The following is a 26293-nucleotide window of genomic DNA, read 5'->3' as shown; positions in this document are numbered from 1 at the left end:
ACTCGTGATGTGTCGCGGGCTGGCTGCGCGAGACCAGCTCGCAGAGAAACCGACCACCGTCGTCGGAATTGGTCAAAATTTGTGCTATATTCCGCGCCCGCGATTTTTCACTTCAACACCGGTCGTCGACATGCAAGCAGCCAAGCCGTTATTTGACTATCCAAAATATTGGGCCGAATGTTTCGGGCCAGCGCCATTCCTGCCGATGAGCAGGGAGGAGATGGATCAGCTCGGCTGGGATTCGTGCGACATCATCATTGTTACCGGTGATGCCTACGTCGATCATCCGTCGTTCGGCATGGCGATCATCGGCCGGCTGCTGGAGTCGCAAGGTTTCCGCGTCGGGATCATCGCGCAGCCGAACTGGCAGTCCAAAGACGACTTCATGAAGCTCGGCGAGCCGAACCTGTTCTTCGGCGTCGCGGCGGGCAACATGGACTCGATGATCAATCGTTACACCGCGGACAAGAAAATCCGTTCCGATGACGCGTACACGCCCGGCGGCATGGCCGGCAAGCGTCCGGATCGCGCCAGTCTGGTCTACAGCCAGCGCTGCAAGGAAGCCTACAAGCATGTGCCGATCGTGCTCGGCGGCATTGAAGCCTCGCTGCGCCGCATCGCCCACTACGACTATTGGCAGGATCGCGTGCGCAACTCGATCCTGATCGACGCCAGCGCCGACATTCTGCTGTACGGCAACGCCGAGCGGGCCATTGTCGAAGTTGCCCAGCGCCTGTCGTGGGGCCACAAGATCGAAGACATCACCGATGTGCGCGGCACCGCGTTCATCCGTCGCGACACGCCACAGGGCTGGTACGAAGTTGACTCCACGCGCATCGACCGTCCGGGCAAGGTCGACAAGATCATCAACCCGTACGTGAATACCCAGGACACCCAGGCCTGCGCCATCGAGCAGGAAAAAGGCCCGGTCGAAGATCCGCAGGAAGCCAAGGTCGTGCAGATCCTGGCCAGCCCGCGCATGACCCGTGACAAGACCGTGATTCGTCTGCCGTCGATGGAGAAGGTGCGCAACGACCCGGTTCTTTACGCCCACGCCAACCGCGTGTTGCACCTGGAAACCAACCCGGGCAACGCCCGTGCGCTGGTGCAGAAGCATGGCGAGCTCGATGTCTGGTTCAACCCGCCGCCGATTCCGATGACCACCGAAGAAATGGACTACGTGTTCGGCATGCCTTACGCCCGTGTGCCGCACCCGGCGTACGGCAAGGAGAAGATCCCGGCCTACGACATGATCCGTTTCTCGGTGAACATCATGCGTGGCTGCTTTGGTGGCTGCACCTTCTGCTCGATCACCGAGCACGAAGGCCGCATCATCCAGAACCGTTCCGAAGAGTCGATCATTCGCGAAATCGAAGAGATCCGCGACAAGGTGCCGGGTTTCACCGGGGTCATTTCCGACCTCGGCGGCCCGACTGCGAACATGTACCGCATCGCCTGCAAGAGCCCGGAAATCGAATCCGCCTGCCGCAAGCCTTCGTGCGTGTTCCCCGGTATCTGCCCGAACCTGAACACCGACCATTCGTCGCTGATTCAGCTGTATCGCAGCGCCCGTGCCCTGCCGGGTGTGAAGAAGATCCTGATCGCCTCCGGTTTGCGTTACGACCTCGCCGTCGAGTCGCCGGAATACGTCAAGGAGCTGGTGACTCACCACGTCGGCGGTTATCTGAAGATCGCCCCGGAGCACACCGAGGAAGGTCCGCTCAACCAGATGATGAAGCCGGGCATCGGCAGCTATGACAAGTTCAAGCGCATGTTCGAGAAGTACACCAAGGAAGCGGGCAAGGAGCAGTACCTGATTCCGTACTTCATCGCTGCCCACCCGGGCACCACCGACGAAGACATGATGAACCTTGCTCTGTGGCTCAAGGGCAACGGCTTCCGCGCCGACCAGGTGCAGGCGTTCTACCCGTCGCCGATGGCGACCGCCACGGCGATGTACCACTCGGGCAAGAACCCGCTGCGCAAGGTGACGTACAAGAGCGACGGCGTGACCATCGTCAAGAGCGAAGATCAGCGTCGTCTGCACAAGGCGTTCTTGCGTTATCACGACCCGAAAGGCTGGCCGATGCTGCGTGAAGCGCTGATCCGCATGGGCCGCGCCGATCTGATCGGCCCGGGCAAGGATCAACTGATCCCGGCGCATCAGCCGGCCACCGACAGCTACCAGAGCGCCCGTCGCAAGAACTCGACGCCGGCCGGCAGCCACAAGGTCGCCAAAGAGAAGACCACCAAGATTCTCACTCAGCACACCGGTCTGCCGCCGCGTGCCAGTGATGGCGGTAATCCGTGGGACAAGCGTGAACAGGCCAAGGCTGCGGCATTCGCCCGCAACCAGCAGGCGGCCAAGGAGCGCAAGGATGCGGCCAAAGGCAAAGGGCCGAAGCCGACACGCAAGCCGGTCGTGCCGCGCTAAACACTGCTTGAGCTGAACAGAACGCCAACCTTCGGGTTGGCGTTTTGCATTTCAGGCCTCAGGAAATGCAGTGAGCCCACTGGCCCCATCGCTGGCAAGCCAGCTCCCACAGGGATCTTTAGTGGCCGCCGTTCTGTGAGCGACAGAGAAACCTGTGGGAGCTGGCTTGCCAGCGATGGGGCCCGTTCAGACACTTCCATCAATGACTGCCTGCCACAAATAGAAGCAAACTCGCCAAAGCATTTCCTCGCATCGCCCGGTTTTGGTGCTGTACTGCCTTGAGCATTTCGCGAAAGCGCGCAAGCCTGTGCATGGCATAAGTCTTGCGCGCTTTCCCATACGCCCAAGGCTCGCAGGAGGCACGCCGTGTCGATTCATGTCGCATTGCATCACGTCACGCATTATCGCTACGACCGCGCTGTCGAACTCGGCCCGCAGATCGTCCGCCTGCGCCCGGCGCCCCACAGTCGCACGCGGATTCTGTCCTATGCGCTGAAAGTCTCGCCCGAGCAGCATTTCATCAATTGGCAGCAAGACCCCCAGGGCAATTACCTGGCACGTCTGGTGTTCCCCGAGAAAACCGCAGAGCTGCGCATCGAAGTCGATCTGGTCGCGGAAATGGCGGTGTTCAATCCGTTCGACTTCTTCCTCGAACCGTACGCCGAGAGAATTCCGTTCAGCTACGCCGCCGATGAACGCAAGGAGCTGGCGCCGTACCTCGAAACCCTGCCGCTGACGCCAACGTTCAAGGCTTACCTGGACTCCATCGACCGCACGCCGCTGCCTGCGGTGGATTTTCTGGTGGCGCTCAATCAGCGCCTCAGTGAAGACATCGGCTACCTGATCCGCATGGAGCCCGGCGTGCAGACTCCTGAGCACACACTGCAACACGCCTCCGGTTCCTGCCGTGATTCGGCATGGTTGCTGGTGCAGCTGTTGCGCAATCTCGGTCTGGCGGCACGGTTTGTTTCCGGTTACCTGATTCAACTGACCGCCGACGTGAAAAGCCTCGACGGCCCGTCCGGCACTGAAGTCGACTTCACCGACCTGCATGCCTGGTGCGAGGTGTATTTGCCGGGTGCCGGCTGGATTGGCCTTGATGCGACGTCCGGGCTGTTCGCCGGGGAAGGGCATATTCCGTTGGCCTGCAGTCCCGATCCGTCCTCGGCGGCGCCGATCAGTGGTCTGGTCGAACCTTGCGAGACACAGTTCAGCCATGAAATGTCGGTCGAGCGAATCTGGGAAGCGCCACGCGTCACCAAGCCCTACACCGATGAACAGTGGCGGGCGATCCAGGCACTGGGCCGGCAGATCGATGCCGACCTGCTCGAAGGCGATGTGCGCCTGACCATGGGCGGCGAGCCGACCTTCGTCTCCATCGACGATCCGGACGGCGCCGAATGGAACACCGCCGCGCTGGGGCCGGACAAGCGCCGGCTGTCCGCCGAACTGTTTCAGCGCCTGCGCAAGCAATACGCACCACAGGGGCTGGTGCATTTCGGCCAGGGCAAGTGGTATCCCGGCGAGCAGTTGCCGCGCTGGTCGCTCAATTGTTACTGGCGCCGCGACGGTCAGCCGATCTGGCACAACGACGCATTGATCGCCGACGAACAGCAGGACTATGGCGCCGACGGCGCACTGGCCGGACGCTTTCTCGCCAGCGTCGCCGAGCGTCTGAAGTTGCCTGCGCGCTTCGTCTTCCCGGCTTACGAGGATCATCTCTATTACCTCTGGCGCGAGGACGCGTTGCCCGGCAACGTCAGCGCCGAAGATTCGCGTCTGGAAGAGCCATTGGAGCGCGCGCGATTGCGCAAGGTCTTCAGTCAGGGCCTGAACAAGGTGATCGGCCAAGTGCTGCCGCTGGCGCGCACGGCCAAGGGCGATCAATGGCAGAGCGGGCGCTGGTATCTGCGCGATGAGCACTGTCGCTTGGTGCCGGGGGATTCGCCGCTGGGTTACCGCTTGCCGCTGGCCTCGCAGCCGTGGGTGAAAGCGGCGGAATATCCGTTCATCTATCCCAACGATCCGAATCAGGACTTCGCTGAACTGCCGGATCCGGCGCAGCTCGGTGTGCACGGCGAACCTGCTGCGCTGGATGAGCGGGTGCCGAAAATCGATGAGTCCGCCGACTGGCTGACCCGTACCGCATTCTGCGCCGAGGCCCGCGAAGGCCGGCTGTATCTGTTCATGCCGCCGCTGGAGCGGGTCGAGGATTATCTGGAACTGGTCTCGGCCATTGAGGCCACTGCCGAAGAATTGCATTGCCCGGTGCTGCTGGAAGGCTATGAACCACCAAGTGATCCGCGCCTCAGCAATTTCCGTGTCACTCCGGACCCGGGCGTGATCGAGGTCAACGTGCAGCCATCGGCAAGCTGGGACGAGTTGGTCGAGCGCACCGAGTTTCTCTATGAACAGGCACGGCAAACCCGCCTGACCACCGAAAAGTTCATGATCGACGGGCGCCACACCGGTACCGGCGGCGGCAATCATTTCGTCCTCGGCGGCGCGACACCAGCGGACTCACCGTTTCTGCGGCGGCCGGATCTGCTGCGCAGCCTGATCAGTTACTGGCACAACCATCCTTCGCTGTCGTACCTGTTTTCCGGGCTGTTCATTGGTCCGACGTCCCAGGCTCCACGGGTTGATGAGGCGCGCAATGACGCCTTGTACGAACTGGAAATCGCCTTTGCGCAAATGCCGGAACCGGGCGAGGAATGTGCACCGTGGCTGGTCGATCGACTGCTGCGCAATTTGCTGATCGACGTCACCGGCAATACCCATCGCGCCGAATTCTGCATCGACAAACTGTATTCACCGGACGGCGCCACCGGGCGTCTTGGCTTGCTGGAACTGCGCGCTTTTGAAATGCCGCCCCATGCGCGCATGAGTCTGGCTCAGCAGTTGTTGCTGCGGGCGCTGGTCGCGCGGTTCTGGCGCGAGCCTTATGCGCCGGCGAAACTCGCGCGCTGGGGCACCGAGCTGCACGACCGCTTTCTGCTGCCGCACTTTATCGAAGAGGATTTCGCCGACGTTATCGTCGAACTCAACAACGCTGGCTACCCGTTGCGCGCCGAGTGGTTCGCGGCGCATCTGGAATTTCGTTTTCCCAAGGTCGGCGACTACGCCGTCAATGGCATCGAGCTGGAGCTGCGTCAGGCGCTTGAACCCTGGCATGTCCTGGGCGAGGAGGGCTCGGCGGGCGGCACGGTGCGCTACGTCGATTCATCGCTGGAGCGCTTGCAGGTCAAGCTCAACGGCCTGCCGCCACAGCGCTATCTGCTGACCTGTAATGGCGTCGCGGTGCCGTTGCACCCGACCGGACGAGTAGGCGAGTTTGTCGCCGGGGTGCGCTTTCGGGCCTGGCAACCAGCCAACTGTCTGCATCCGACCATAGCGGTGCACGCACCATTGGTATTCGACCTGCTCGATACCTGGATGGGGCGTTCGCTGGGCGGTTGCCAGTATCACGTGGCCCATCCCGGCGGGCGCAATTACGAAACCTTGCCGGTCAATGCCAATGAAGCGGAGAGCCGGCGCATGGCGCGGTTTTTCCGCCTCGGACACACGCCGGGGAAACTTCCCGTACCCAAAGTAGAAATCAATGACGAGCTACCGATGACCATCGATCTGCGCCGTTTCTAGAGCCTACGCAACACGCGGATTTTTCGTATATCCGCGTGTCATGTGCCTGCGTTAGTCTGACCGTTCCCTGCTGTCTGCCGAGCTTTCCATGCCTGACCTGCTAGACCGCTACCCGCTGACCGCGGGCACCTATCACGAACTGCTCGACGGCAGCGGCGCGGTGCGCTCGCATTGGCGGCGCCTGTTCGATCAGTTGCAGCGCAGCAGTCCGGCGCAACTGGTGCAGCGCCAAGCCTTGCTGGCGCGGCAGATTCAGGAAAACGGCGTTACCTACAACGTCTATGCCGATCCCAAGGGCGCTGACCGGCCGTGGGAGCTGGATCTGCTGCCCCATGTGATCGCGGCAGATGAATGGCAGCAATTGTCCGCCGGCATCGCTCAGCGTGCGCGCTTGCTCAATGCAGTGCTGGCGGATCTGTACGGTCCGCAGCGGTTGATCAGCGAAGGCCTGCTGCCCGCCGAGCTGGTATTCGGACACAACAATTTTCTCTGGCCCTGTCAGGGCATTGCCCCGCCCGAATCAGCCTTTTTGCATTTGTATGCCGTGGATCTGGCGCGCACACCGGATGGTCGCTGGTGGGTCACTGCCGATCGCACCCAGGCGCCGTCCGGGGCCGGCTATGCGCTGGAAAACCGCACCATCGTCTCCCGCGCCTTTCCCGATTTGTACCGGGATCTTAAGGTCCAGCATCTGGCCGGTTTCTTCCGCACCTTGCAGGAAACCCTGACCCGTCAGGCACCGGAGGGCGATGACGCACCGCTGGTGGTGCTGCTGACACCGGGGCGATTCAATGAAAGTTATTTCGAGCACCTGTATCTGGCGCGTCAGCTCGGCTATCCGCTGGTCGAGGGCGGCGATCTGACGGTGCGCAATGCCACCGTTTACCTGAAAACCCTCAGTGGCCTGCGCCGGGTGCACGCGATCATGCGCCGCCTCGACGATGATTTCTGCGACCCGCTGGAACTGCGTACCGACTCGGCGCTTGGCGTCCCCGGTCTGCTTGAGGCGGTGCGGCAGGGGCGGGTGCTGGTGGCTAATGCGCTCGGCAGCGGCGTGCTTGAATCGCCGGGCCTGCTGGGTTTTTTGCCGAAGATCAATCAGTACCTGTTCGGCGAGGAACTGATCCTGCCGTCGATCGCCACCTGGTGGTGCGGTGAAGCGCCGGTGCTGGCGCAGGCGCTGGAAAAACTTCCGGAGCTGTTGATCAAACCGGCGTTCCCGTCGCAGAGCTTCGCGCCTGTTTTCGGCCGTGATTTGAGTGAAAGCCAGCGCCTCGAGCTGGCGCAGCGTATGCAGGCACGGCCTTATGCCTACGTCGCGCAAGAGCTTGCGCAACTGTCGCAGGCGCCGGTGTGGCAAGCCGAAGACGGTCATCTGCAACCCCGCGCGATCGGCATGCGCATGTATGCGGTGGCCAGCCACGATGGCTACCGCGTGTTGCCGGGCGGTCTGACCCGAGTGGCGGCCGAGGCTGATGCCGAAGTGGTGTCGATGCAGCGCGGCGGGGCGAGCAAGGACACCTGGGTGCTCAGCGACCGTGCGCCGAGTGGCGAGCAGTGGAAGGCGCAGCGCAATGTCGGCGTGCACGATCTGGTGCGGCGCGATCCTTACCTGCCATCGCGGGTAGTGGAGAATCTGTTCTGGTTCGGCCGCTACTGCGAACGCTGCGACGACAGCGCGCGGCTGCTGCGCATCATGCTCACGCGTTACGTCGATGGCGATGATCCGCAGGCGCTGCAAGCAGCGGTCGATCTCGGCGAGCGGCTGGCCTTGCTGCCCGATGAAGGCGAACTGCCGGAGCGCCTGCTCGCTGCGTTGCTGGGCGAGGATTGGTCGTTCAGCCTGCGCTCCAACTTGCAACGCCTGCAATGGGCCGCCTCGCAAGTGCGCGGCAAGCTGTCCCGGGAGAACTGGCAGGCGCTGGTCGAATTGCAGCGCGAGGCGCTGGAGCTGGAAGTCGATGAACCGGACTTCGGCGAACTGCTGGATTTCCTCAACCGTCTGGTGATGTCGCTGGCGGCGCTGTCGGGGTTTGCGCTGGATGACATGACCCGCGATGAAGGCTGGCGCTTTCTGATGATTGGCCGGCGCATCGAACGCCTGCAATTTCTCAGCAGCAGTCTGGCGGCGTTTCTGCGCGGCGCGGGTGCGTTCGATCAGGCGGGGCTGGAGTGGTTGCTGGAGTTGGGTAACAGCAGCATCACCTACCGCTCACGCTATCTGGCGGTGGCGCAATTGATTCCGGTGCTCGATCTGCTGTTGCTGGATGAGCAGAACCCCCACGCGGTGCTGTTTCAGCTGAAACTGGTTACCCGCACGCTGAAACGCTTGAACGACGATTTCGGCGCACCTCGCGAAACTGCGTTGCCACAGTTGGTCGAACGTCTGTCGCGGTTTGATCTCGGTTGTCTGGAGAACCCGCTGTTCGGCAAATCCAGCGTACGTGCCGCGCTGGATGGTCTGGCCGATCTGTTGCAGGAAATCGCCGAAGCCAGCGGCCAGGTATCGGATCGTCTGGCCCTGCGCCATTTCGCCCATGTCGATGATGTCAGCCAGCGAACGGTGTCCGTGTGATGAGTGCTCAATATCAGATCTTCCACGACACCTGTTATCACTACGACAGCCCGGTTTCCCTCGCGCAGCAACTGGCGCACCTGTGGCCGCGCGAATGCAGCTGGCAGCGCTGCACCGAGCAGCAGTTGCTGATCAGCCCCGAACCGACCATGCGCCGGGATGAGCTGGATGTTTTCGGCAATCCGCTGACACGGTTGGCCTTTGAGCGGCCCCATGACCAATTGCAGGTCAACGCTCGGCTGACGGTCGAGGTGCTGGCGCGCCCGGCGCTGGATTTCAATCACTCGCCGGCGTGGGAGCAAACCCGCGATGCGCTGACCTACAGCAGTCAGCCGTTGTCCGCCGACTTGCTCGAAGCCTGTCGCTACCGGTTCCAGTCACCTTATGTGCATTTGAAGCGCAGCTTCGTCGAGTTCTCGCAAAGCTGTTTTCCGCCAGGGCGACCGTTGCTGCTCGGGGTGCAGGCGCTGATGCAGAAGATCTTCAGCGAATTCACCTTCGATGCCGAAGCCACCCAGGTGGCGACGCCGCTGGTGGAAGTGCTGGAGCGTCGACGCGGCGTGTGTCAGGACTTCGCTCATCTGATGCTGGCCTGTGTGCGCTCGCGCGGACTGGCGGCGCGTTATGTCAGCGGCTACCTGCTGACCCAGCCGCCGCCGGGGCAACCACGCCTGATCGGCGCCGACGCCTCGCATGCGTGGGTATCGGTGTTCTGTCCGGTATCGGGCTGGGTGGATTTCGATCCGACCAACAATGTGCGGCCGGCGCTGGAACACATCACGTTGGCGTGGGGAAGGGATTTCTCCGATGTGTCGCCGCTGCGTGGGGTGATTCTCGGTGGCGGTAATCACGACCCGGAAGTGCGGGTTACGGTGATGCCTCAGAATTGATGAGTCTTCAAATGTGGGAGCGAGCCTGCTCGCGAAAGCGTCAGGTCAGCCAATACATTTGTAACTGATACGCCGTTTTCGCGAGCAGGCTCGCTCCCACAGGGATTTTGGTGTGTCAGAGAAAGCAGGGCTGTGAAGGCCGGCAGCAGAACTGCCAGCCCCGTCACAAATCCGCAGGGTCTGATTCGATCATCAAACCCGGTGGGGCTCAGGCGTCGGGCGTCTGATCTTTCGGTGCATCGGATGCATCAACATCATCATCGGTCGCCACTTCACCGTCAGGGTTCAGTGCCGCTTCTTCAGCGGTTTGCTTCTTGCGCTGAAGCTTTTCCTCTTTCTTCTGTTCCTTTGCCAGGTCTCGTTGACGTTTGGCGAAGGAGTAATTGGGTTTGGCCATGGGCGATCCTCTGGGGTCGAAGGTGAGGTTGAGCGGCGCGTATTCTGCCCTGTATCGGTGTCCGGGGGTTAACCGGGTTTTTGGTCGACCCACTTGGGTGTGACGGTCGGCTGCCACTGATCGAGGGCGTCGAGCAGGGAATCTGGCGATTCGCTCACTTGCAGCATGTCACGGTGTGGCGCGCGAACGAAGCCTTCGCCGACGATATGATCGAGAAAAGCCGTGAGTTTGCTGTATAAACCGTTCACTTCCAGCAGCCCCAAAGGCTTGCCGTGGTAGCCGAGCTGGCCCCAGGTCCAGACTTCGAACAGCTCTTCCAGCGTGCCAAGGCCGCCGGGCAGGGCGATGAATGCATCGCTGAGTTCGGCCATCCGCGCCTTGCGCGCATGCATGCCGTCGACCACTTCTAGGCGCGTCAGGCTCTTGTGGCCGATCTCCTTGTCCATCAGGCTTTGCGGAATGATGCCGATCACTTCGCCGCCAGCGGCCAGCGCGGCATCAGCCATAATGCCCATCAAGCCGACCGCGCCGCCGCCGTAGACCAGCGTCAGATTTCGCTCGGCCAATGCCCGGCCAAGGGCCACGGCAGCCTCAGTGTAGGCCGGCACGGTACCGGCATTGGCACCGCAAAACACACAAACGGATTTCAGCGACATGCGTTACTCCTGGGTCGATCAGGCGCACAGGGTAACGGCTGGCACGCTGCGCTCCAAGGGCTAGACTTCGCGTTCGGGTGATTCAAAAGTACCGCTGGCGCCACAAGCGTAGGCGGCGAGCAAGCTGCACAACAGGCCGTTAAAGAACATGACTGGCACTCCGTTTCAGTAGGTGGGCCGATCATAGGGCTGGCCGTACGAAATGGCCGTTAGATTGTGTCGATGGGTGTCATAGCCTGAAAGTTGTATACAATTTTTGACTCAAGTCATATGAACTTGCGATGATTTCAGGCAGTCTTTCCACCACTAGCGTGTTTGTTAACCCTGCCTTGGAGATTCACCATGTTTTCCAAAGTTGTTGCGGTATCCCTGCTGGCGCTGGCCAGCAGCCAATTGATGGCTGCCGAGTGCAAAACCACCGTTGATTCCACCGATCAGATGACCTTCAACACCAAGGAAATCGTGATCGACAAGAGCTGCAAGACCTTCACCGTCGAACTGACCCACTCCGGCAGCCTGCCGAAGAACGTCATGGGCCATAACCTGGTGATCAGCAAAAAAGCTGACATGCAGCCAATCGCTACCGACGGCCTGGCAGCCGGTATCGACAAGAACTACCTGAAGGATGGCGACGCCCGCATCATCGCGCACACCAAGATCATCGGCGCCAAGGAAACCGATTCGGTGACCTTCGATGTGGCCAAGGTAGCTGACGGTGACTACGGCTTCTTCTGCTCGTTCCCTGGGCACATCTCGATGATGAAAGGCACTATCGTCGTCAAGTAAACCAGGCACAAAAAAAGCGTCCCCCCGGGACGCTTTTTTTGTGTAGGAGCTGCCGAAGGCTGCGATCTTTTGATCTTGATCTTCAAAGCAAGATCAAAAGATCGCAGCCTCGTTGCACTCGTCAGCTCCTACAGGCTCGTGCAGGCATTTCCATACCTCAAGGCGCAAACGGCATCACGCGTTTGTGATGGGTCTTGTTGTACGTGTCGACAATGATCTTCGCCGCCTCGTCCCGCACCGCTTCACCGTGCAGAAACGCATCGATCTCGGCATAGGTCACGCCGTGCGCCGCTTCGTCCGGCTTGCCCGGCGACAAGTCTTCGAGGTCAGCCGTCGGCACTTTCTCGACCAGCGATTCCGGCGCACCAAAGCTGCGGGCAATCGCACGCACCTGATTTTTCACCAGGCCGCTGAGCGGGGCGAGGTCGCAGGCGCCGTCGCCGAATTTGGTGAAGAAGCCCATCACCGCTTCTGCCGCATGGTCGGTGCCAATCACCAGACCGCCCGCCACTCCGGCAATCGTGTACTGCGCCACCATGCGCATCCGCGCCTTGGTATTACCCAGCACGAAGTCCACCGACGCCGCCGGTTTGCCTTCGAACGCCGACACCTGAGCCGCCAGCGCCTTGACCGCCGGGCCGATGTTCACGGTGTGGATTTCGTCAGGGGCGATGCAATCGAGCGAGGCCTTGGCGTCGTGCTCGTCGAACTGGGTTTCATACGGCAGGCGCACGGCGATGAATTTGTAGCGGTCGTCGCCGGTTTTTTCGCGCAGTTCACGTACCGCGCGCTGGGCCAGGAGGCCGGCGGTCAGTGAGTCGACGCCGCCGCTGATGCCCAGCACCAGGGTCTTGAGCCCGGAATTGACCAGACATTCCTGGATGAACGTCAGGCGCCGGGCGACTTCGGCCTGCAGGGCCTGATCGTCGGCGAACGGTGGTTGCACCTTGAGCTGCTCAGCAATCTCACGCTGTACGGCTTGCATGAATTCACTCCTTGCTAGATAGACTGGATTCGGCAGGAACCTTGAACACATGTCGCAAATAGGCGACGAAATTCGGATCTTTGCAGTGGGTCTTGCCAGGCTCGTCGGAGATCTTCGCCACCGGCTGGCCGTTGCAGGCGGTCATTTTAAGCACGATGCTCATCGGTTCGACACCCGGGATATCACAAGTGAGGTTGGTACCGATGCCGAAGCTCACATTGATGCGACCGTGCAGCGCGCGGAAAATCTCCAGCGATTTGGGCAGGGTCAGACTGTCGGAAAACACCAGGGTCTTGCTCATCGGGTCGATGCCGAGCTTGTGATAGTGCGCGATGCACTTTTCACCCCACGCCACCGGGTCCCCGGAATCGTGGCGCAGGCCATCGAAGAGTTTGGCGAAGAACAGATCGAAATCGCCAAGAAACGCATCGGTGGTAATGCAGTCGGTGAGGGCGATACCGAGCAGGCCACGGTATTCGCGAACCCAGCAATCGAGCGCGGCGATCTGGCTGTCGATCAGGCGCGGGCCGAGTTGCTGATGGGCCATGATCCACTCGTGGGCCATGGTGCCCAGCGGTTTCATGTCCAGCTCGCGGGACAGATGTACGTTGCTGGTACCGACGAAACGCCCGGGGAAATCATGCTTGAGCACGTTGACCACTTCGGCCTGCACGCCAAAGGAAAAGCGTCGACGCGTGCCGAAATCGGCAACCTGCAGTTGCGACAGCTCATCGGCCGAAGCATTGGCGGTCAGCCAGTCGAACTTGCGATACAGCTGTTCGCGTGCCTGCTCCAGCGAAGTCTCCCGGTAGCGATAGCGATTGCGCACTTCGCTGACGATCGCCAGCAGCGGCACTTCGTAGAGGATCACATGCAGCCACGGCCCGCGCAGGCGGATGAACAGCTCTCCGTTCTCGATGCCGGTGTGCAGGTAGCGCAGGTTGAAGCGGAACAGGCCGAGGAAGCGCAGAAAATCCGGTTTCAGAAAGCTGATGCGCTCGAGAAAACTCAACTGATCGGCACTCAGGCTCAGCTCGGCCAGACGCTCGATCTGGTGGCGGATCTCGGCCAGATACGGACGCAGATCCTCGGCGTTGCGGCAGCGGAACTCCCATTCGACTTCGACGTTGGGGTAGTTGTGCAGCACCGCCTGCATCATCGTCAGCTTGTAGAAGTCGGTGTCGAGCAGGTTCTGCACGATGCGATCGGCAAACACACTCTCGCTCATAAACGGGTCTCCAGTTGCGCCGCGCCTGGCGCGGTCTATATCGATGGCGCTAGTGGCGCATATCGGCGGTGGGGATTGCCAGCATTTTTTCAGAGCGCCGCAGATCCACTGTGGGAGCGAGCCTGCTCGCGAATGCGGTGTGTCAGTTAAAGATGATGTGGCTGACCCGACGCTTTCGCGAGCAGGCTCGCTCCCACAGGGATCCCGGTTGACCTCACACCGGGCTATCGATTTGTTCAAGCATCCATTTCACAAAATCCCGCACCTTCGGCACTTCCGCCGCGTGCTCCGGGTAGGCCAGGTAATAGGCATCGCTGCTGGGCATCGCATGCTGCCAGGGTATGACCAGTTTGCCTTCGGCCAATTCCTCTTCCACCAGAAACCGCGGCAGCAGCGCCACGCCACAGCCGACCTGGGCGGCGCGGATGCACATGTAAAAGGTTTCGAAACGCGGCCCGTGGTAGCTGTGTTCGGTGTGGTAGCCCTGACTGTCGAACCAGTCGTGCCAGGCCTGCGGTCGCGAGGCATTTTGCAGCAGTACCAGGTCGGTGAGTTGCGTCGGGTCAGTGAATGGCGTGTCCGGCAGGCTGCCCGGGGCGCAGACCGGCACCAGTTGTTCGCCGAACAATTTCAGGCATTCGGTGCCCGGACGCGAAGCCTGGCCGAAATAGAAGGCCAGATCGCTGCGCCCCTGCAACAGATCGTCGGCTTCCTGCTCGTTACACAGATCCAGATGAATCGACGGATGGCGCAGGCGCCAGCCTTTCAGGCGCGGCACCAGCCAACGGGCGCCGAAGGTGGAAGGGGTAGAGACTCGCAGGACTTCGGTCTCGCCGCCGTAGGAACGCAGGTAATGCGTCGACATCTCCACTTGGCTGAGGATTTTTCTGACCTCGACCAGATACAAATCCCCGGCCGGCGTCATCTGCAAGCGCCGACGCACGCGGCGGAACAGCAAGTGCTGCAACAGTTCTTCAAGCTGTGCGACCTGTTTGCTCACCGCACTCTGGGTCAGGTTCAGCTCTTCGGCGGCGCGGGTAAAACTCAGGTGCCGGGTCACGGCCTCGAAGCATTGCAGCGCGGTGATCGAGGGCAAGTGGCGTCTGTTCAGCATGGCCAGTCCTTTTTCTTGTCTTTCGCTAGGCAGCATGAATAAACGGAATGATATCTGGCGTAAAGGTCGTTTGTTGCATCGCCGCAGTGAGGCTACAACTAAAGGCCTGCCCGGCCATGCAAAGGATGGCCGCACACATTCTGTTTTTGCTTGAGGAGAGACCGATGGTAGCCGCATTGCTTGATCGTCTGGGAGTCAACCCGGCCCTGTACCAGAACGGCAAGGTGCCGGTGCATTCGCCCATCGATGGCGGTGAAATTGCCTCGGTGAACTGGGAGGGCGCTGCCGAAGTCGAGCAACACATCAGTCGCGCAGATCATGCATTCGAGCAATGGCGCAAGGTGCCGGCACCGCGTCGCGGCGAGCTGGTGCGTCAGTTCGGCGAAGTGTTGCGCGAATACAAGGCCGATCTCGGCGAGCTGGTGTCGTGGGAGGCTGGCAAGATCACTCAGGAAGGCCTGGGTGAAGTACAGGAGATGATCGACATCTGCGATTTCGCCGTTGGCCTGTCGCGCCAGTTGTACGGTCTGACCATCGCCTCCGAGCGCCCGGGCCACCATATGCGTGAAACCTGGCATCCGCTCGGCGTGGTCGGCGTCATCAGCGCGTTCAACTTCCCGGTCGCAGTGTGGGCGTGGAACACCACCCTGGCGCTGGTCTGCGGCAACCCGGTGGTGTGGAAGCCATCAGAGAAAACCCCGCTGACCGCGCTGGCCTGTCAGGCGCTGTTTGATCGCGTAGTGAAGAATTTCAGCGATGCCCCGGCGAGCCTGTGCCAGGTGGTGATCGGCGGTCGCGATGCCGGCGAAGCGCTGGTCGATGATCCGCGTGTTGCGCTGATCAGCGCCACCGGCAGCACGCGCATGGGCCGCGAAGTGGCGCCGAAAGTCGCCGCGCGTTTCGCCCGCAGCATTCTTGAACTGGGTGGCAACAACGCGATGATCCTCGGCCCGAGCGCCGATCTGGACATGGCAGTGCGCGCGATTCTGTTCAGCGCCGTCGGCACCGCCGGGCAACGCTGCACGACTTTGCGCCGTCTGATCGCCCATGAATCGGTCAAGGAAGAAATCGTCACGCGCCTCAAGGCTGCCTATTCGAAAGTACGCATCGGCCATCCGCTGCAAGGCAATCTGGTCGGCCCGCTGATCGACAGGCACAGCTTCGAAAACATGCAGGATGCGCTGGAACAGGCGCTGAGCGAAGGCGGCCGGGTATTCGGCGGCAAGCGTCAATTGGAAGAGCAATTCCCCAATGCTTATTACGTGTCGCCGGCCATCGTGGAAATGCCCGAGCAGAGCGACGTGGTCTGCAGCGAAACCTTCGCGCCGATTCTCTACGTGGTCGGCTACAGCGATTTCGAGGAAGCGCTGCGCCTGAACAATGCCGTGCCGCAAGGCCTGTCATCGTGCATTTTCACCACCGATGTGCGTGAGGCCGAGCGGTTCATGTCGGCGGTCGGCAGTGACTGCGGCATCGCCAACGTCAATATCGGCCCGAGCGGCGCGGAAATCGGCGGCGCGTTTGGTGGCGAGAAAGAGACTGGCGGCGGCCGTGAATCCGGCTCCGATGCCTGGCGCGCGTACATGCGCCGGCAGACCAACACCGTCAACTACTCGCTGGAATTGCCGTTGGCGCAGGGCATTACATTCGACTGACAGGTGGAGATCCTCTGTAGGAGTGAGCACTGTGGCGAGGGGATTTATCCCCGTTCGGCTGCGAAGCAGTCGTCGCTTTTGAAATTTTGGGGCCGCTCCGCGACCCAGCGGGGCGGTGCGACGTTTCGCTAAATCCCCTCGCCACAGGGGGCTCACTCAGGTTTGTGTGTTTGTTGGGTTTCTGTTGGAGTCTGGCAATGCCGTTACGCGAAGAATGTCTGTGGGAAACGCTCACGCCACAACGCCCGGATAACGCCGCGCTCAGTGGCGAGGTCAAGGTCGATGTCTGTGTGATCGGCGCCGGGTTCACCGGGTTGTCAGCGGCGCTGCATCTGTTGGAAAAAGGCAAAAGCGTCTGCGTGCTGGAAGCGCATCGCGCAGGGCATGGTGGGTCCGGGCGCAACGTCGGGCTGGTCAACGCCGGCATGTGGATTCCTCCGGACGAGATCGAAGCCGGGTTCGGCGAGGCGGTCGGCAGTCAGCTCAACCGCATGCTTGGTGCAGCGCCGGCGCTGGTGTTCAGCCTTGTGGATAAATACAACATCGATTGCCAGTTGCGCCGCGAAGGCACTTTGCACATGGCGCATAACGCCAAGGGCGAGGCGGATCTGCGCAGTCGCGAGCAGCAGTGGAAGCGCCGTGGCGCGCCGGTCGAACTGCTGACCGGCAAGGCCTGCGAGCAAGCCACCGGCACGCAGAAAATCGCCGCCGCGCTGCTTGATCGCCGCGCCGGCACGCTCAATCCGATGGCCTATGTCACCGGGCTGGCCAATGCCGTGCGCGGGCTCGGCGGGCAGATGTTCGATCATTCGCCGGTGACTCGCCTCGAGCGCATCGGGCAGAACTGGTCGGTGCAAACCGCCCAGGGTTCGGTACTCGCCGAACAAGTGGTCATCGCCTCCAACGCCTACACCGAAGGCGACTGGACCGAACTCAAGCGCAATTTCTTTCCCGGTTATTACTACCAGGTCGCCTCGGTGCCACTTACCGAAGACGCTGCGCAAGAAATTCTCCCGGGCGGGCAGGGCTCGTGGGACACCCGTCAGGTATTGAGCAGCATCCGCCGTGACAAGGACGGGCGCCTGTTGCTCGGCAGCCTCGGCAATGGCAACCAGAAACCGACCTGGTTTCTCAAAGCCTGGGCCGATCGGGTGCAGCAGCATTACTTCCCCAATCTGAAGCCGGTCGAGTGGCAGTGCACCTGGACCGGGCGCATTGCGTTTACCCCTGATCACCTGATGCGCCTGTTCGAGCCGGCGCCGGGACTGGTGGCCGTCACCGGTTATAACGGTCGCGGCGTCACCACCGGCACGGTGGTCGGCAAAGCTTTTGCCGATTACCTGTGCAACGGCAATCCGCAGGCACTGCCGATTCCCTTCGCACCGATGCAGCCCCTGGCCGGTGTGGGCTTGCGCAGTTGCCTGTACGAGGCCGGGTTTTCCCTGTATCACGCGGGCCAGTGCCTGCGCATCGTCATTTGAGTGTTGAAATTTGTTGCCGCAAGCGGCGCTTTTGCATCCAGCGACTAGCCTGTAATGGTGCGGGTTGTAGCAGTACCGCACCAGCAGTGTGCAGTTCGGTGACGCGGGCTGTTACAGGCTGGTTGCACGTCGTTTGCCGCTGCGGTTGCAATGATGGCGCGTGCGGGTTGCGCCTGAAAAAACAAATGGTTTCACCTTCCGCGGTTTAGACGGTTGCACGCCCAATGAAAATGGGACCGAAACAGTCGAAATAACAACAACGCAGCGACTTTTTGAAGAATAAAAAACCGATGGCACGGGCCTTGCTCTGAGCTTTGAGTGAAGTGAAGTCGCAGTGCCAACTAAAAAAAACCTTGGAGCACCACCTCATGTCCCAGACGTTTTACAAGAAAGGCTTTCTGGCCCTCGCAGTCGCTACTGCGCTGGGTGTTTCTGCGTTTGCTCAAGCTGATATCAAGATCGGTGTAGCGGGTCCTATGACCGGTGCCAACGCGGCATTCGGCGAGCAGTACATGAAGGGTGCACAGGCGGCGGCCGATGCGGTCAACGCGGCGGGTGGCGTCAACGGGGAAAAAATCGTCCTGGTCAAAGGCGACGACGCCTGCGAACCGAAGCAGGCAGTGACGGTCGCCAAGGACCTCACCAACCAGAAAGTCGCCGGCGTGGTCGGTCACTTCTGCTCCTCTTCGACCATTCCAGCGTCGGAAATCTACGACGAAGCCGGGATCATCGCGATCACTCCGGGCTCGACCAACCCGCAAGTTACCGAACGCGGCCTCAGCGCCATGTTCCGTATGTGCGGACGTGACGACCAGCAAGGCATCGTTGCCGGCGACTACATCGTCGACATGCTCAAGGGCAAGAAAGTCGTCGTGCTGCACGACAAGGACACCTACGGCCAAGGCCTGGCTGACGCCACCAAGGCTCAGCTGGAAAAACGCGGCGTCAAGCCTGTGCTGTACGAAGGCCTGACCCGTGGCGAGAAAGACTTCAGCACCATCGTCACCAAGATCCGTGGCGCCGGCGCCGATGTCGTCTATTTCGGCGGCCTGCACCCGGAAGCCGGTCCGCTGGTTCGCCAGCTGCGTGAACAAGGTCTGAAAGACGTCAAGTTCATGTCCGACGACGGCATCGTGACCGACGAACTGGTGACCACCGCTGGCGGCCCGCAATTCACCGATGGCGTGCTGATGACTTTCGGCGCCGACCCGCGCCTGTTGCCGGAAAGCAAGACCGTAGTGGACGCGTTCCGCAAGGCCGGCACTGAGCCTGAAGGCTACACCCTGTACGCCTACGCCTCGGTTCAGACCTTGGCGGCAGCGTTCAATGGCGCGAAGAAAAACGACGGCGAAGCCGCTGCCAAGTGGCTGAAAGCCAACCCGGTGAAAACCGTGATGGGCGAGAAGACCTGGGACGCCAAAGGCGACCTGAAAGTCTCCGACTACGTGGTTTACCAGTGGGACAAGGACGGCAAATACCACCAGCTGGAAAAGCAGAAGTAAGGGCTGAAGCGATCATCTGATCACCACCGATCCCCTGTGGGAGCGAGCCTGCTCGCGAAGACGCACTGACAAACAACCTCTGCGTTGAGTGTTCAACCGCTTTCGCGAGCAGGCTCGCTCCCACAGAGGGATCAGTGGTGATCGGGCTGATCACGCTCCGACATTGCTCCGACGTACATCTGTATTTTTCCTAGAAGAACCGCGCGCCGATGGCGCGCAGGTTCTCACTGCGTGAGATTGCGTTATGGATGGTATTTTCCTGCAGCAACTGGTCAATGGCCTGACCCTCGGGTCGGTCTATGGCCTGATCGCCATCGGCTACACAATGGTCTACGGCATCATCGGCATGATCAACTTCGCCCACGGCGAGGTTTACATGATTTCCGCTTACCTGGCGGCAATCAGTCTGGCTCTGCTGGCTTACTTCGGTATCGAATCCTTCCCGCTGCTGATGCTCGGTACGCTGATCTTCACCATCGTCGTCACGGCGGTGTATGGCTGGGTCATCGAGCGTGTCGCCTACAAACCCCTGCGTAACTCGACCCGCCTGGCGCCGCTGATCAGCGCTATCGGTATTTCGCTGATTCTGCAGAACTACGCACAGATCGCTCAGGGCGCCAAACAACAGGGCGTGCCTACGCTGCTGACCGGTGCCTGGCGTGTTGAAGTCGGCACCGGCTTCGTGCAACTGACCTACACCAAAGTCTTCATCCTGATCGCCGCGTTTGTCGGCATGGGGCTGCTGACCTACATCATCAAATACACCAAGCTCGGCCGCATGTGCCGTGCGACCCAGCAAGACCGCAAGATGGCCTCGATCCTGGGGATCAACACCGACCGGGTGATTTCCTACGTGTTCATCATCGGTGCAGCCATGGCGGCACTGGCCGGTGTGCTGATCACAATGAACTACGGCACGTTCGACTTCTATGCCGGCTTCATCATCGGCATCAAGGCGTTCACCGCAGCGGTTCTGGGCGGCATCGGTTCACTGCCCGGCGCGATGCTCGGCGGGATCATCCTCGGCATCTCCGAGTCGCTGTTCTCCGGTCTGGTCAACTCCGACTACAAAGACGTGTTCAGTTTCTCGCTGCTCGTCCTCGTACTGGTCTTCCGGCCGCAGGGCCTGTTGGGCCGTCCTCTTGTGTCGAAGGTGTAAGCGATGTCTGCAACCACTGAAAAATCCATCGATATCAAAAAAAGTCTGGTCGAGGCGATTCTTACTGGCCTGATTGCGCTGATCGTGTTCGGGCCGATTGTCGGCGTGGTCCTCGACGGCTACAGCTTCAACCTCGAAGCAACCCGTGTGGCGTGGATCATTGCCATCGTCATGGCCGGTCGCTTTGCCCTCAGCCTGTTCCTGCAAACCCCCAAGGGCCTGAAGATCCTCGACGGGTTCGAGAGCAGCGGTTCCGGCGTGCACGTGCTGCCGGCGGACTACAAATCGCGGCTGCGCTGGATCATTCCGCTGATCATTGTGCTGGCGATCATCGTGCCGTTTGTCTCCAACTCCTATCTGCTGGGGGTGGTCATCCTTGGTTTGATCTACGTGCTGCTGGGGCTGGGGCTGAACATTGTGGTCGGTCTGGCCGGGCTGCTCGATCTCGGTTACGTGGCGTTCTACGCCATCGGCGCCTACGGTCTGGCATTGGGTTACCAGTATCTCGGTCTGGGTTTCTGGACCGTGCTGCCGCTGGCGGCAATCACCGCAGGCCTGGCTGGCTGCATTCTCGGTTTCCCGGTGTTGCGTCTGCACGGTGACTATCTGGCGATCGTGACCCTGGGTTTTGGTGAAATCATTCGTCTGGTGCTGAACAACTGGCTGTCGCTGACCGGCGGCCCGAACGGCATGCCGGCGCCATTGCCGACGTTCTTCGGTCTGGAGTTCGGCAAGCGGGCGAAGGATGGCGGGGTGCCGTTTCATGAGTTCTTCGGCCTGACCTACAACCCGGACGTGAAGTATTACTTCATCTACGCGGTGCTGTTCCTGGTGGTGCTGGCGGTGTTGTACGTCAAGCATCGGCTGGTGAAGATGCCGGTCGGTCGCGCCTGGGAAGCCCTGCGTGAAGATGAAATCGCCTGCCGCTCGATGGGCCTCAACCACGTACTGGTCAAGCTCTCGGCGTTCACCATCGGTGCGTCGACGGCGGGTCTGGCCGGGGTGTTCTTCGCCACCTATCAAGGCTTCGTCAACCCGACCTCGTTCACCTTCTTCGAGTCGGCGCTGATCCTCGCCATCGTCGTGCTCGGCGGCATGGGTTCGACCATCGGCGTGGTCATCGCCGCATTCGTGCTCACCGTCGCCCCGGAACTGCTGCGTGGCTTCGCTGAATACCGCGTGCTGCTGTTCGGCATCCTGATGGTGTTGATGATGATCTGGCGACCACGCGGGTTGATCCGCATCAGCCGCACCGGGGTCAAACCACGCAAAGGTGCCATTCACTACGAGAGGACTGCGCCATGAGTGAAGTCGTACTCTCTGTTGAAAAACTGATGATGCATTTCGGTGGCATCAAGGCTTTGAGCGATGTCAGCCTGAAGGTCAAACGCAATTCGATCTTCGCCCTGATCGGCCCCAACGGTGCTGGCAAGACCACGGTGTTCAACTGCCTGACCGGTTTCTACAAGGCCACGGGCGGCAAGATCGAACTCAACGTGCGCGGCCAGCAGACCAACGTCATCCAGTTGCTGGGCGAGTCGTTCAAAGCGACCGATTTCGTCTCGCCGAAATCCTTCCTCAGCCGCATGTACTACAAAATGTTTGGCGGTACTCACCTGGTGAACCGTGCCGGTCTCGCCCGTACGTTCCAGAACATTCGCCTGTTCAAGGAAATGTCGGTGCTGGAAAACCTGCTGGTGGCGCAGCACATGTGGGTCAACCGCAACATGCTCGCCGGCATCCTCAACACCAAGGGCTATCGCAAGGCCGAGAGCGATGCGCTGGATGTCGCGTTCTACTGGCTCGAAGTGGTCGATCTGGTGGACTGCGCCAACCGTCTGGCCGGTGAGCTGTCCTACGGCCAACAACGGCGTCTGGAAATTGCCCGGGCCATGTGCACGCGGCCGCAGATCATCTGCCTCGACGAACCGGCCGCCGGCCTCAATCCTCAGGAAACCGAAGCGCTCAGCGCGATGATCCGGCTGCTGCGCGACGAGCACGATCTGACCGTGGTGCTGATCGAACACGACATGGGCATGGTCATGAGCATTTCCGATCACATCGTGGTTCTCGACCACGGCATCGTCATCGCCGAAGGCGGGCCGGAAGCGATCCGCAACGATCCGAAAGTGATTGCGGCTTACCTGGGCGCTGACGAAGAGGAGCTGGTATGAGCCAACCGATCCTCGAACTGCGCAATCTGGACGTGTTCTACGGCCCCATCCAGGCGCTCAAGGGCGTTTCATTGCAGATCAACGAAGGCGAGACCGTCAGCCTGATCGGCTCCAACGGCGCCGGCAAGTCGACCTTGCTGATGTCGATCTTCGGCCAGCCCAGAGCGGCGGGCGGGCAGATTCTCTATCAGGGCGTCGACATCACGCAGAAGTCCTCGCACTACATCGCCTCCAACGGTATCGCGCAGTCGCCGGAAGGGCGGCGGGTTTTCCCCGACATGACCGTCGAGGAAAACCTGCTGATGGGCACCATCCCGATTGGCGACAAGTACGCCAAAGAGGACATGCAGCGCATGTTCGAGCTGTTTCCACGGCTTGAAGAGCGACGCAATCAGCGGGCGATGACCATGTCTGGCGGTGAACAGCAGATGCTCGCCATCGCCCGTGCGCTGATGAGCCGGCCGAAGCTGTTGCTGCTCGATGAACCGAGCCTGGGTCTGGCGCCGATCGTGGTGAAGCAGATCTTCGCCACGCTGCGCGAGCTGGCGAAAACCGGGATGACGATTTTCCTCGTCGAGCAGAACGCCAACCATGCGCTGAAGCTGTCGGACCGGGCGTATGTGATGGTCAACGGCGAGATTCGCCTGACCGGCACCGGCAAAGAACTGCTGGTGAATGAGGAGGTGCGTAACGCCTATCTTGGTGGGCACTGATTCTTCTCGCGGTTGCACACAGCCCCGGCGACAAGAGTCCCGGGGCTTTTTTATCCTTCAAACTCACTGTGTAGGAGCTGCTGAAGGCTGCGATCTTTTGATATTAAAAAAATCAGAAGATCGCAGCCTTCGGCAGCTCCTACATGGAATCAAGGCATGACATCAAGCGGAATTCAGAATTGTGGAAAACAAATTCTCCCAGCTGCCAAAGCGCGACATATAGACGCTGCAAATGGCTGTTTTTGCACAGTTTTGACTTGTCCCCGGTTACTGTGGAGCTGGCTGTGAATAACGTGGGTGTATCTGGCTGCAAGCCTTATGAAACGTGGCTTGCAGGGATGTGTTTGTTTTTTGATCAGGCATTTTTGCTGGAGCGCGCGGCGTCGTTGTCAACCTTTTTCTGGGGAGCAGAGACATGGCAATTCCATGTGCGCAAGCCTGTGGATAAGTCTGTGACTAAACTCTGGAAAGACCTCGCGGAGCGCCGTAATTGCTGGCCTCGCGCAATCACCCGGTGACACCGTCCGTCGTGCAAAATGCCCTGTCCCGCACATCCCCCGCCTCACGGTCAAGCAAAAAACTTTCCATTTCGCCCGCAAAGCCTTGTGTGGCGCGGCTTTGCACGTTTGCACTTGCCCCCGGAAACTGTGGAGCAGATTGTGGATAACATGCGTGCACATGGCTACAGGCCACGCAGGCTAAGGTCCTGGCGCACTTGGTTGATTTTTGTACAGTTGGCAAGTGTTGCCCGTATTCGCGAGGGCGGGCATGCTGCCTGCTGATTTTCTATTCCAAGGGCTGCCGTGGCGGCCGAAGCAAGGAGAACACGATGTCCGACACCCTGTTTATCACCGGCGCGACGTCCGGTTTTGGTGAAGCCTGTGCCCGGCGTTTTGCCGAGGCTGGCTGGAAGCTGGTCCTGACCGGCCGTCGTGAAGAGCGCCTCAATGCCCTGTGCGCCGAACTGTCGAAGCAGACCGAAGTGCATGGTCTGGTTCTCGATGTGCGCGATCGCAAGGCGATGGAGGAGGCGATCGCCAACCTGCCGCCGTCCTTCGCCAAACTCCGTGGCTTGATCAACAACGCCGGCCTGGCGCTCGGCGTCGACCCGGCACCCAAGTGCGATCTGGATGACTGGGACACCATGGTCGACACCAACGTCAAAGGCCTGATGTACGCCACCCGCCTGCTGCTGCCTCGGCTGATCGCCCACGGCCGTGGTGCCGGTATCGTCAACCTCGGTTCCATCGCCGGTAACTACCCGTACCCGGGCAGCCACGTGTACGGCGCGAGCAAAGCCTTCGTCAAACAGTTCTCGCTGAACCTGCGTTGCGACCTGCAAGGTACTGGCGTGCGGGTCAGCAACATCGAACCCGGCCTGTGCGAAAGCGAGTTCTCGCTGGTACGTTTTGCCGGTGACCAGGAACGCTACAACGCCACTTACGCCGGCGCCGAGCCGATCCAGCCGCAGGACATCGCCGAGACGATTTTCTGGGTGATGAACACCCCCGCGCACATCAACATCAATAGCCTCGAACTGATGCCGGTGAGCCAGACCTGGGCCGGGTTTGCCATCGAGCGTAACAAGGCTTGATACCGCGCTGAGGCCATTCGCGAGCAGGCTCGCTCCCACAGGGGAATGCATTCCAAGATGTGGGAGCGAGCCTGCTCGCGATAGCAATTGGTCGGTCAGCGAAGATACGCAGCCAAACCGTGATAGCAAGTCGCCAAATGATAAGGCGTGGTCGAAGGCATGTCCTTGCGACTGACCTCTCCATTCTCATCGCGACACTCATGCCAGCCGCCGGCATGCAGAAACCGCTGCTGCAACGCCTGCAACTGGCGCAGCACCACCGCTTCGCTGTCCGCCCGCAAGGTCAGCGCACGCAGGTATTCGGCTTGAGCCCAGATCCGTTGGGTGGAATCTCTGGGCCGACCATTGCTTTCCAGATCAAGCATCGCCCGCACCGCGCCGCAGGACTCCAGCACGCCATACTGCTCGGTAAAGGCAAACGCCCGATCCAGCGCCCGGTGCAGTTTCGAATCGCGCAACAGCGCCGACGATTCGAGCAGGAAATACCATTCGAACTGGTGCCCCGGCTCGTACCAGTTATCCACAGCGCCCAGCGGCTTCTCCATCAACACGCCATATTGCGGATCGACGAACTGCTTGTGCATGGCTGTGCATAACTCAAGCAGGGCGTTGTGCGTCTGCAGGTCTTCACGCACGGCGAGGGTGGCCAGAAAAGCTTCGGCCAGATGCATCAGTGGATTTTGCAGTGGCCCGGTTTGCAGGGTGAGCCAGTCACGCTCAAGGCAGGCTTCGTACAAACCGTCGCCGGTGGCGAATCGGCGGCCGATGATTTCCAGCGCGGCGTTCAATGTCGACTCGGCCAGCGAATCCCGGGACTTGTCCCAGTAATGCGCGCAGGCGAACAGGATGAAGGCGTGGGTGTAGAGATCCTTGCGTTGATCCAGCGGCTTGCCTTGCGCATCGATGCTGTAGAACCAGCCGCCGTGCTCGGCATCATGGAAATGCCGTTGCAGCGAACGGAACAACGCGGCGGCGCGGACTTCGGCGTTATCCACAATCCCGATCAGGCTGGAGAACAGATACAGCTGCCGTGCGCAGGCCATCGCCCGATAGCGCTGCACTGGCAGCGGTTGATGCGCGGCGTCCAGCGCCTCGTACGGCAACGCCATGTCGGCATTCCAGCCCGGGCCTTGCCACAGCGGCACGATCACGTCGAGGAAATGCTGCTGCACTTGGCCAAACAGGGCGGTCAATTCGGGCAGGGCGGTGGAGCGGGAAGCGTGGGACATGGGCGGGCGTCACGGGCTGGGGCGATTGCGCGACATGGTAGCAGAGAGGCAGCCTTTAAAGGTTTGGTGTCTGATCGGC

The 26293-nt window shown here is 60.8% G+C and carries 19 protein-coding genes; 13 read left to right on the top strand and 6 right to left on the bottom strand.

Annotated elements, in window-relative coordinates; genetic code table 11:
* The first annotated feature begins 130 nt into the window (after positions 1–130).
* The 4 genes from CKW30_RS12495 (at position 131) to CKW30_RS12480 (ending at position 9541) form a co-directional block, all read left to right on the top strand.
* A complete protein-coding gene (locus tag CKW30_RS12495) occupies positions 131–2434 on the top strand; it encodes a YgiQ family radical SAM protein (RefSeq protein ID WP_016771932.1) in 2304 nt (767 codons plus the stop codon).
* Positions 2435–2800: 366 nt separating this feature from the next.
* The gene (locus CKW30_RS12490) at positions 2801–6076 is read left to right on the top strand and encodes a DUF2126 domain-containing protein (RefSeq protein WP_095180951.1); all 3276 of its coding nucleotides are present in this window, start codon (positions 2801–2803) and stop codon (positions 6074–6076) included.
* An 88-nt stretch (positions 6077–6164) separates the two neighbouring features.
* Positions 6165–8651, top strand: coding sequence for a circularly permuted type 2 ATP-grasp protein (locus CKW30_RS12485; protein WP_095180950.1), 2487 nt, complete (start codon positions 6165–6167; stop codon positions 8649–8651).
* The gene (locus CKW30_RS12480; RefSeq protein ID WP_041480721.1) at positions 8651–9541 is read left to right on the top strand and encodes a transglutaminase family protein; all 891 of its coding nucleotides are present in this window, start codon (positions 8651–8653) and stop codon (positions 9539–9541) included. Before CKW30_RS12485 ends, CKW30_RS12480 begins: the two co-directional genes overlap by 1 nt.
* A 208-nt stretch (positions 9542–9749) precedes the next feature.
* Here CKW30_RS12480 and CKW30_RS12475 read toward each other — a convergent pair whose 3' ends face one another.
* Positions 9750–9938 (bottom strand): hypothetical protein, encoded by a 189-nt coding sequence (locus CKW30_RS12475; RefSeq protein ID WP_016771927.1) that lies wholly within the window; start codon positions 9936–9938, stop codon positions 9750–9752.
* 68 nt (positions 9939–10006) lie between these two features.
* Positions 10007–10594: a TIGR00730 family Rossman fold protein gene (locus CKW30_RS12470; RefSeq protein ID WP_095180949.1), complete on the bottom strand. Its 588-nt coding sequence runs from the start codon at positions 10592–10594 to the stop codon at positions 10007–10009.
* Positions 10595–10936: 342 nt separating this feature from the next.
* On the opposite strand from CKW30_RS12470, the gene azu reads away from it, so the two are divergent.
* On the top strand, positions 10937–11380 hold the full coding sequence (gene azu / locus CKW30_RS12465; protein ID WP_095180948.1) for an azurin: 444 nt from the start codon (positions 10937–10939) through the stop codon (positions 11378–11380).
* Positions 11381–11537: 157 nt separating this feature from the next.
* Here azu and nadE read toward each other — a convergent pair whose 3' ends face one another.
* The 3 genes from nadE to CKW30_RS12450 all read right to left on the bottom strand — a co-directional run bounded on the left by nadE (position 11538) and on the right by CKW30_RS12450 (position 14707).
* Positions 11538–12365 carry an ammonia-dependent NAD(+) synthetase gene (nadE, locus tag CKW30_RS12460; RefSeq protein ID WP_056787583.1) on the bottom strand — a complete coding sequence of 276 codons (828 nt, stop codon included), beginning with the start codon at positions 12363–12365 and terminating at the stop codon, positions 11538–11540.
* A 4-nt stretch (positions 12366–12369) separates the two neighbouring features.
* On the bottom strand, positions 12370–13593 hold the full coding sequence (gene pncB / locus CKW30_RS12455) for a nicotinate phosphoribosyltransferase (protein WP_041480717.1): 1224 nt from the start codon (positions 13591–13593) through the stop codon (positions 12370–12372).
* Between the two features lie 214 nt (positions 13594–13807).
* Entirely contained in the window at positions 13808–14707 is a 900-nt protein-coding gene (locus tag CKW30_RS12450) for a LysR family transcriptional regulator (RefSeq protein WP_041480716.1), read from the bottom strand.
* A gap of 164 nt (positions 14708–14871) precedes the next feature.
* Between CKW30_RS12450 and CKW30_RS12445 the strand changes: the two genes are divergently transcribed.
* The 8 genes from CKW30_RS12445 to CKW30_RS12405 all read left to right on the top strand — a co-directional run bounded on the left by CKW30_RS12445 (position 14872) and on the right by CKW30_RS12405 (position 24985).
* Positions 14872–16362 carry an aldehyde dehydrogenase family protein gene (locus tag CKW30_RS12445; RefSeq protein WP_095180947.1) on the top strand — a complete coding sequence of 497 codons (1491 nt, stop codon included), beginning with the start codon at positions 14872–14874 and terminating at the stop codon, positions 16360–16362.
* Positions 16363–16559: 197 nt separating this feature from the next.
* Complete coding sequence (locus CKW30_RS12440; protein ID WP_095180946.1) at positions 16560–17843, top strand: FAD-binding oxidoreductase; 1284 nt, start codon at positions 16560–16562, stop codon at positions 17841–17843.
* 368 nt (positions 17844–18211) lie between these two features.
* Entirely contained in the window at positions 18212–19345 is a 1134-nt protein-coding gene (locus CKW30_RS12435; protein WP_041480713.1) for an ABC transporter substrate-binding protein, read from the top strand.
* A gap of 244 nt (positions 19346–19589) precedes the next feature.
* Positions 19590–20504: a branched-chain amino acid ABC transporter permease gene (locus tag CKW30_RS12430; protein ID WP_041480712.1), complete on the top strand. Its 915-nt coding sequence runs from the start codon at positions 19590–19592 to the stop codon at positions 20502–20504.
* Positions 20505–20507: 3 nt separating this feature from the next.
* On the top strand, positions 20508–21809 hold the full coding sequence (gene livM / locus CKW30_RS12425; protein WP_095180945.1) for a high-affinity branched-chain amino acid ABC transporter permease LivM: 1302 nt from the start codon (positions 20508–20510) through the stop codon (positions 21807–21809).
* Entirely contained in the window at positions 21806–22678 is an 873-nt protein-coding gene (locus CKW30_RS12420; RefSeq protein ID WP_041480710.1) for an ABC transporter ATP-binding protein, read from the top strand. The genes livM and CKW30_RS12420 overlap by 4 nt, the downstream gene beginning before the upstream one ends.
* Positions 22675–23391 carry an ABC transporter ATP-binding protein gene (locus CKW30_RS12415; RefSeq protein ID WP_016771915.1) on the top strand — a complete coding sequence of 239 codons (717 nt, stop codon included), beginning with the start codon at positions 22675–22677 and terminating at the stop codon, positions 23389–23391. Before CKW30_RS12420 ends, CKW30_RS12415 begins: the two co-directional genes overlap by 4 nt.
* Positions 23392–24220: 829 nt before the next feature.
* Entirely contained in the window at positions 24221–24985 is a 765-nt protein-coding gene (locus tag CKW30_RS12405; RefSeq protein WP_016771914.1) for an SDR family oxidoreductase, read from the top strand.
* 95 nt (positions 24986–25080) lie between these two features.
* Here CKW30_RS12405 and CKW30_RS12400 read toward each other — a convergent pair whose 3' ends face one another.
* On the bottom strand, positions 25081–26214 hold the full coding sequence (locus CKW30_RS12400; RefSeq protein ID WP_095180944.1) for an AGE family epimerase/isomerase: 1134 nt from the start codon (positions 26212–26214) through the stop codon (positions 25081–25083).
* Between the last annotated feature and the right edge of the window lie 79 nt (positions 26215–26293).

This window comes from Pseudomonas sp. Irchel 3F6 (assembly GCF_900187595.1).
Lineage (GTDB): Bacteria > Pseudomonadota > Gammaproteobacteria > Pseudomonadales > Pseudomonadaceae > Aquipseudomonas > Aquipseudomonas siliginis.
Note: the sequence above shows the minus strand (reverse complement) of the source record. Positions and strands in the feature narration are given on the sequence as shown.

Bases quoted from the DNA above. Each gene is read 5' to 3' on its own strand.
- CKW30_RS12495 (WP_016771932.1), top strand. From the start codon at position 131: ATGCAAGCAGCCAAGCCGTTATTTGACTATCCAAAATATTGGGCCGAA.
- CKW30_RS12485 (WP_095180950.1), top strand. From the start codon at position 6,165: ATGCCTGACCTGCTAGACCGCTACCCGCTGACCGCGGGCACCTATCAC.
- CKW30_RS12480 (WP_041480721.1), top strand. From the start codon at position 8,651: ATGAGTGCTCAATATCAGATCTTCCACGACACCTGTTATCACTACGAC.
- CKW30_RS12475 (WP_016771927.1), bottom strand. From the start codon at position 9,938: ATGGCCAAACCCAATTACTCCTTCGCCAAACGTCAACGAGACCTGGCA.
- CKW30_RS12470 (WP_095180949.1), bottom strand. From the start codon at position 10,594: ATGTCGCTGAAATCCGTTTGTGTGTTTTGCGGTGCCAATGCCGGTACC.
- azu (WP_095180948.1), top strand. From the start codon at position 10,937: ATGTTTTCCAAAGTTGTTGCGGTATCCCTGCTGGCGCTGGCCAGCAGC.
- nadE (WP_056787583.1), bottom strand. From the start codon at position 12,365: ATGCAAGCCGTACAGCGTGAGATTGCTGAGCAGCTCAAGGTGCAACCA.
- pncB (WP_041480717.1), bottom strand. From the start codon at position 13,593: ATGAGCGAGAGTGTGTTTGCCGATCGCATCGTGCAGAACCTGCTCGAC.
- CKW30_RS12450 (WP_041480716.1), bottom strand. From the start codon at position 14,707: ATGCTGAACAGACGCCACTTGCCCTCGATCACCGCGCTGCAATGCTTC.
- CKW30_RS12445 (WP_095180947.1), top strand. From the start codon at position 14,872: ATGGTAGCCGCATTGCTTGATCGTCTGGGAGTCAACCCGGCCCTGTAC.
- CKW30_RS12440 (WP_095180946.1), top strand. From the start codon at position 16,560: ATGCCGTTACGCGAAGAATGTCTGTGGGAAACGCTCACGCCACAACGC.
- CKW30_RS12435 (WP_041480713.1), top strand. From the start codon at position 18,212: ATGTCCCAGACGTTTTACAAGAAAGGCTTTCTGGCCCTCGCAGTCGCT.
- CKW30_RS12430 (WP_041480712.1), top strand. From the start codon at position 19,590: ATGGATGGTATTTTCCTGCAGCAACTGGTCAATGGCCTGACCCTCGGG.
- livM (WP_095180945.1), top strand. From the start codon at position 20,508: ATGTCTGCAACCACTGAAAAATCCATCGATATCAAAAAAAGTCTGGTC.
- CKW30_RS12420 (WP_041480710.1), top strand. From the start codon at position 21,806: ATGAGTGAAGTCGTACTCTCTGTTGAAAAACTGATGATGCATTTCGGT.
- CKW30_RS12415 (WP_016771915.1), top strand. From the start codon at position 22,675: ATGAGCCAACCGATCCTCGAACTGCGCAATCTGGACGTGTTCTACGGC.
- CKW30_RS12405 (WP_016771914.1), top strand. From the start codon at position 24,221: ATGTCCGACACCCTGTTTATCACCGGCGCGACGTCCGGTTTTGGTGAA.
- CKW30_RS12400 (WP_095180944.1), bottom strand. From the start codon at position 26,214: ATGTCCCACGCTTCCCGCTCCACCGCCCTGCCCGAATTGACCGCCCTG.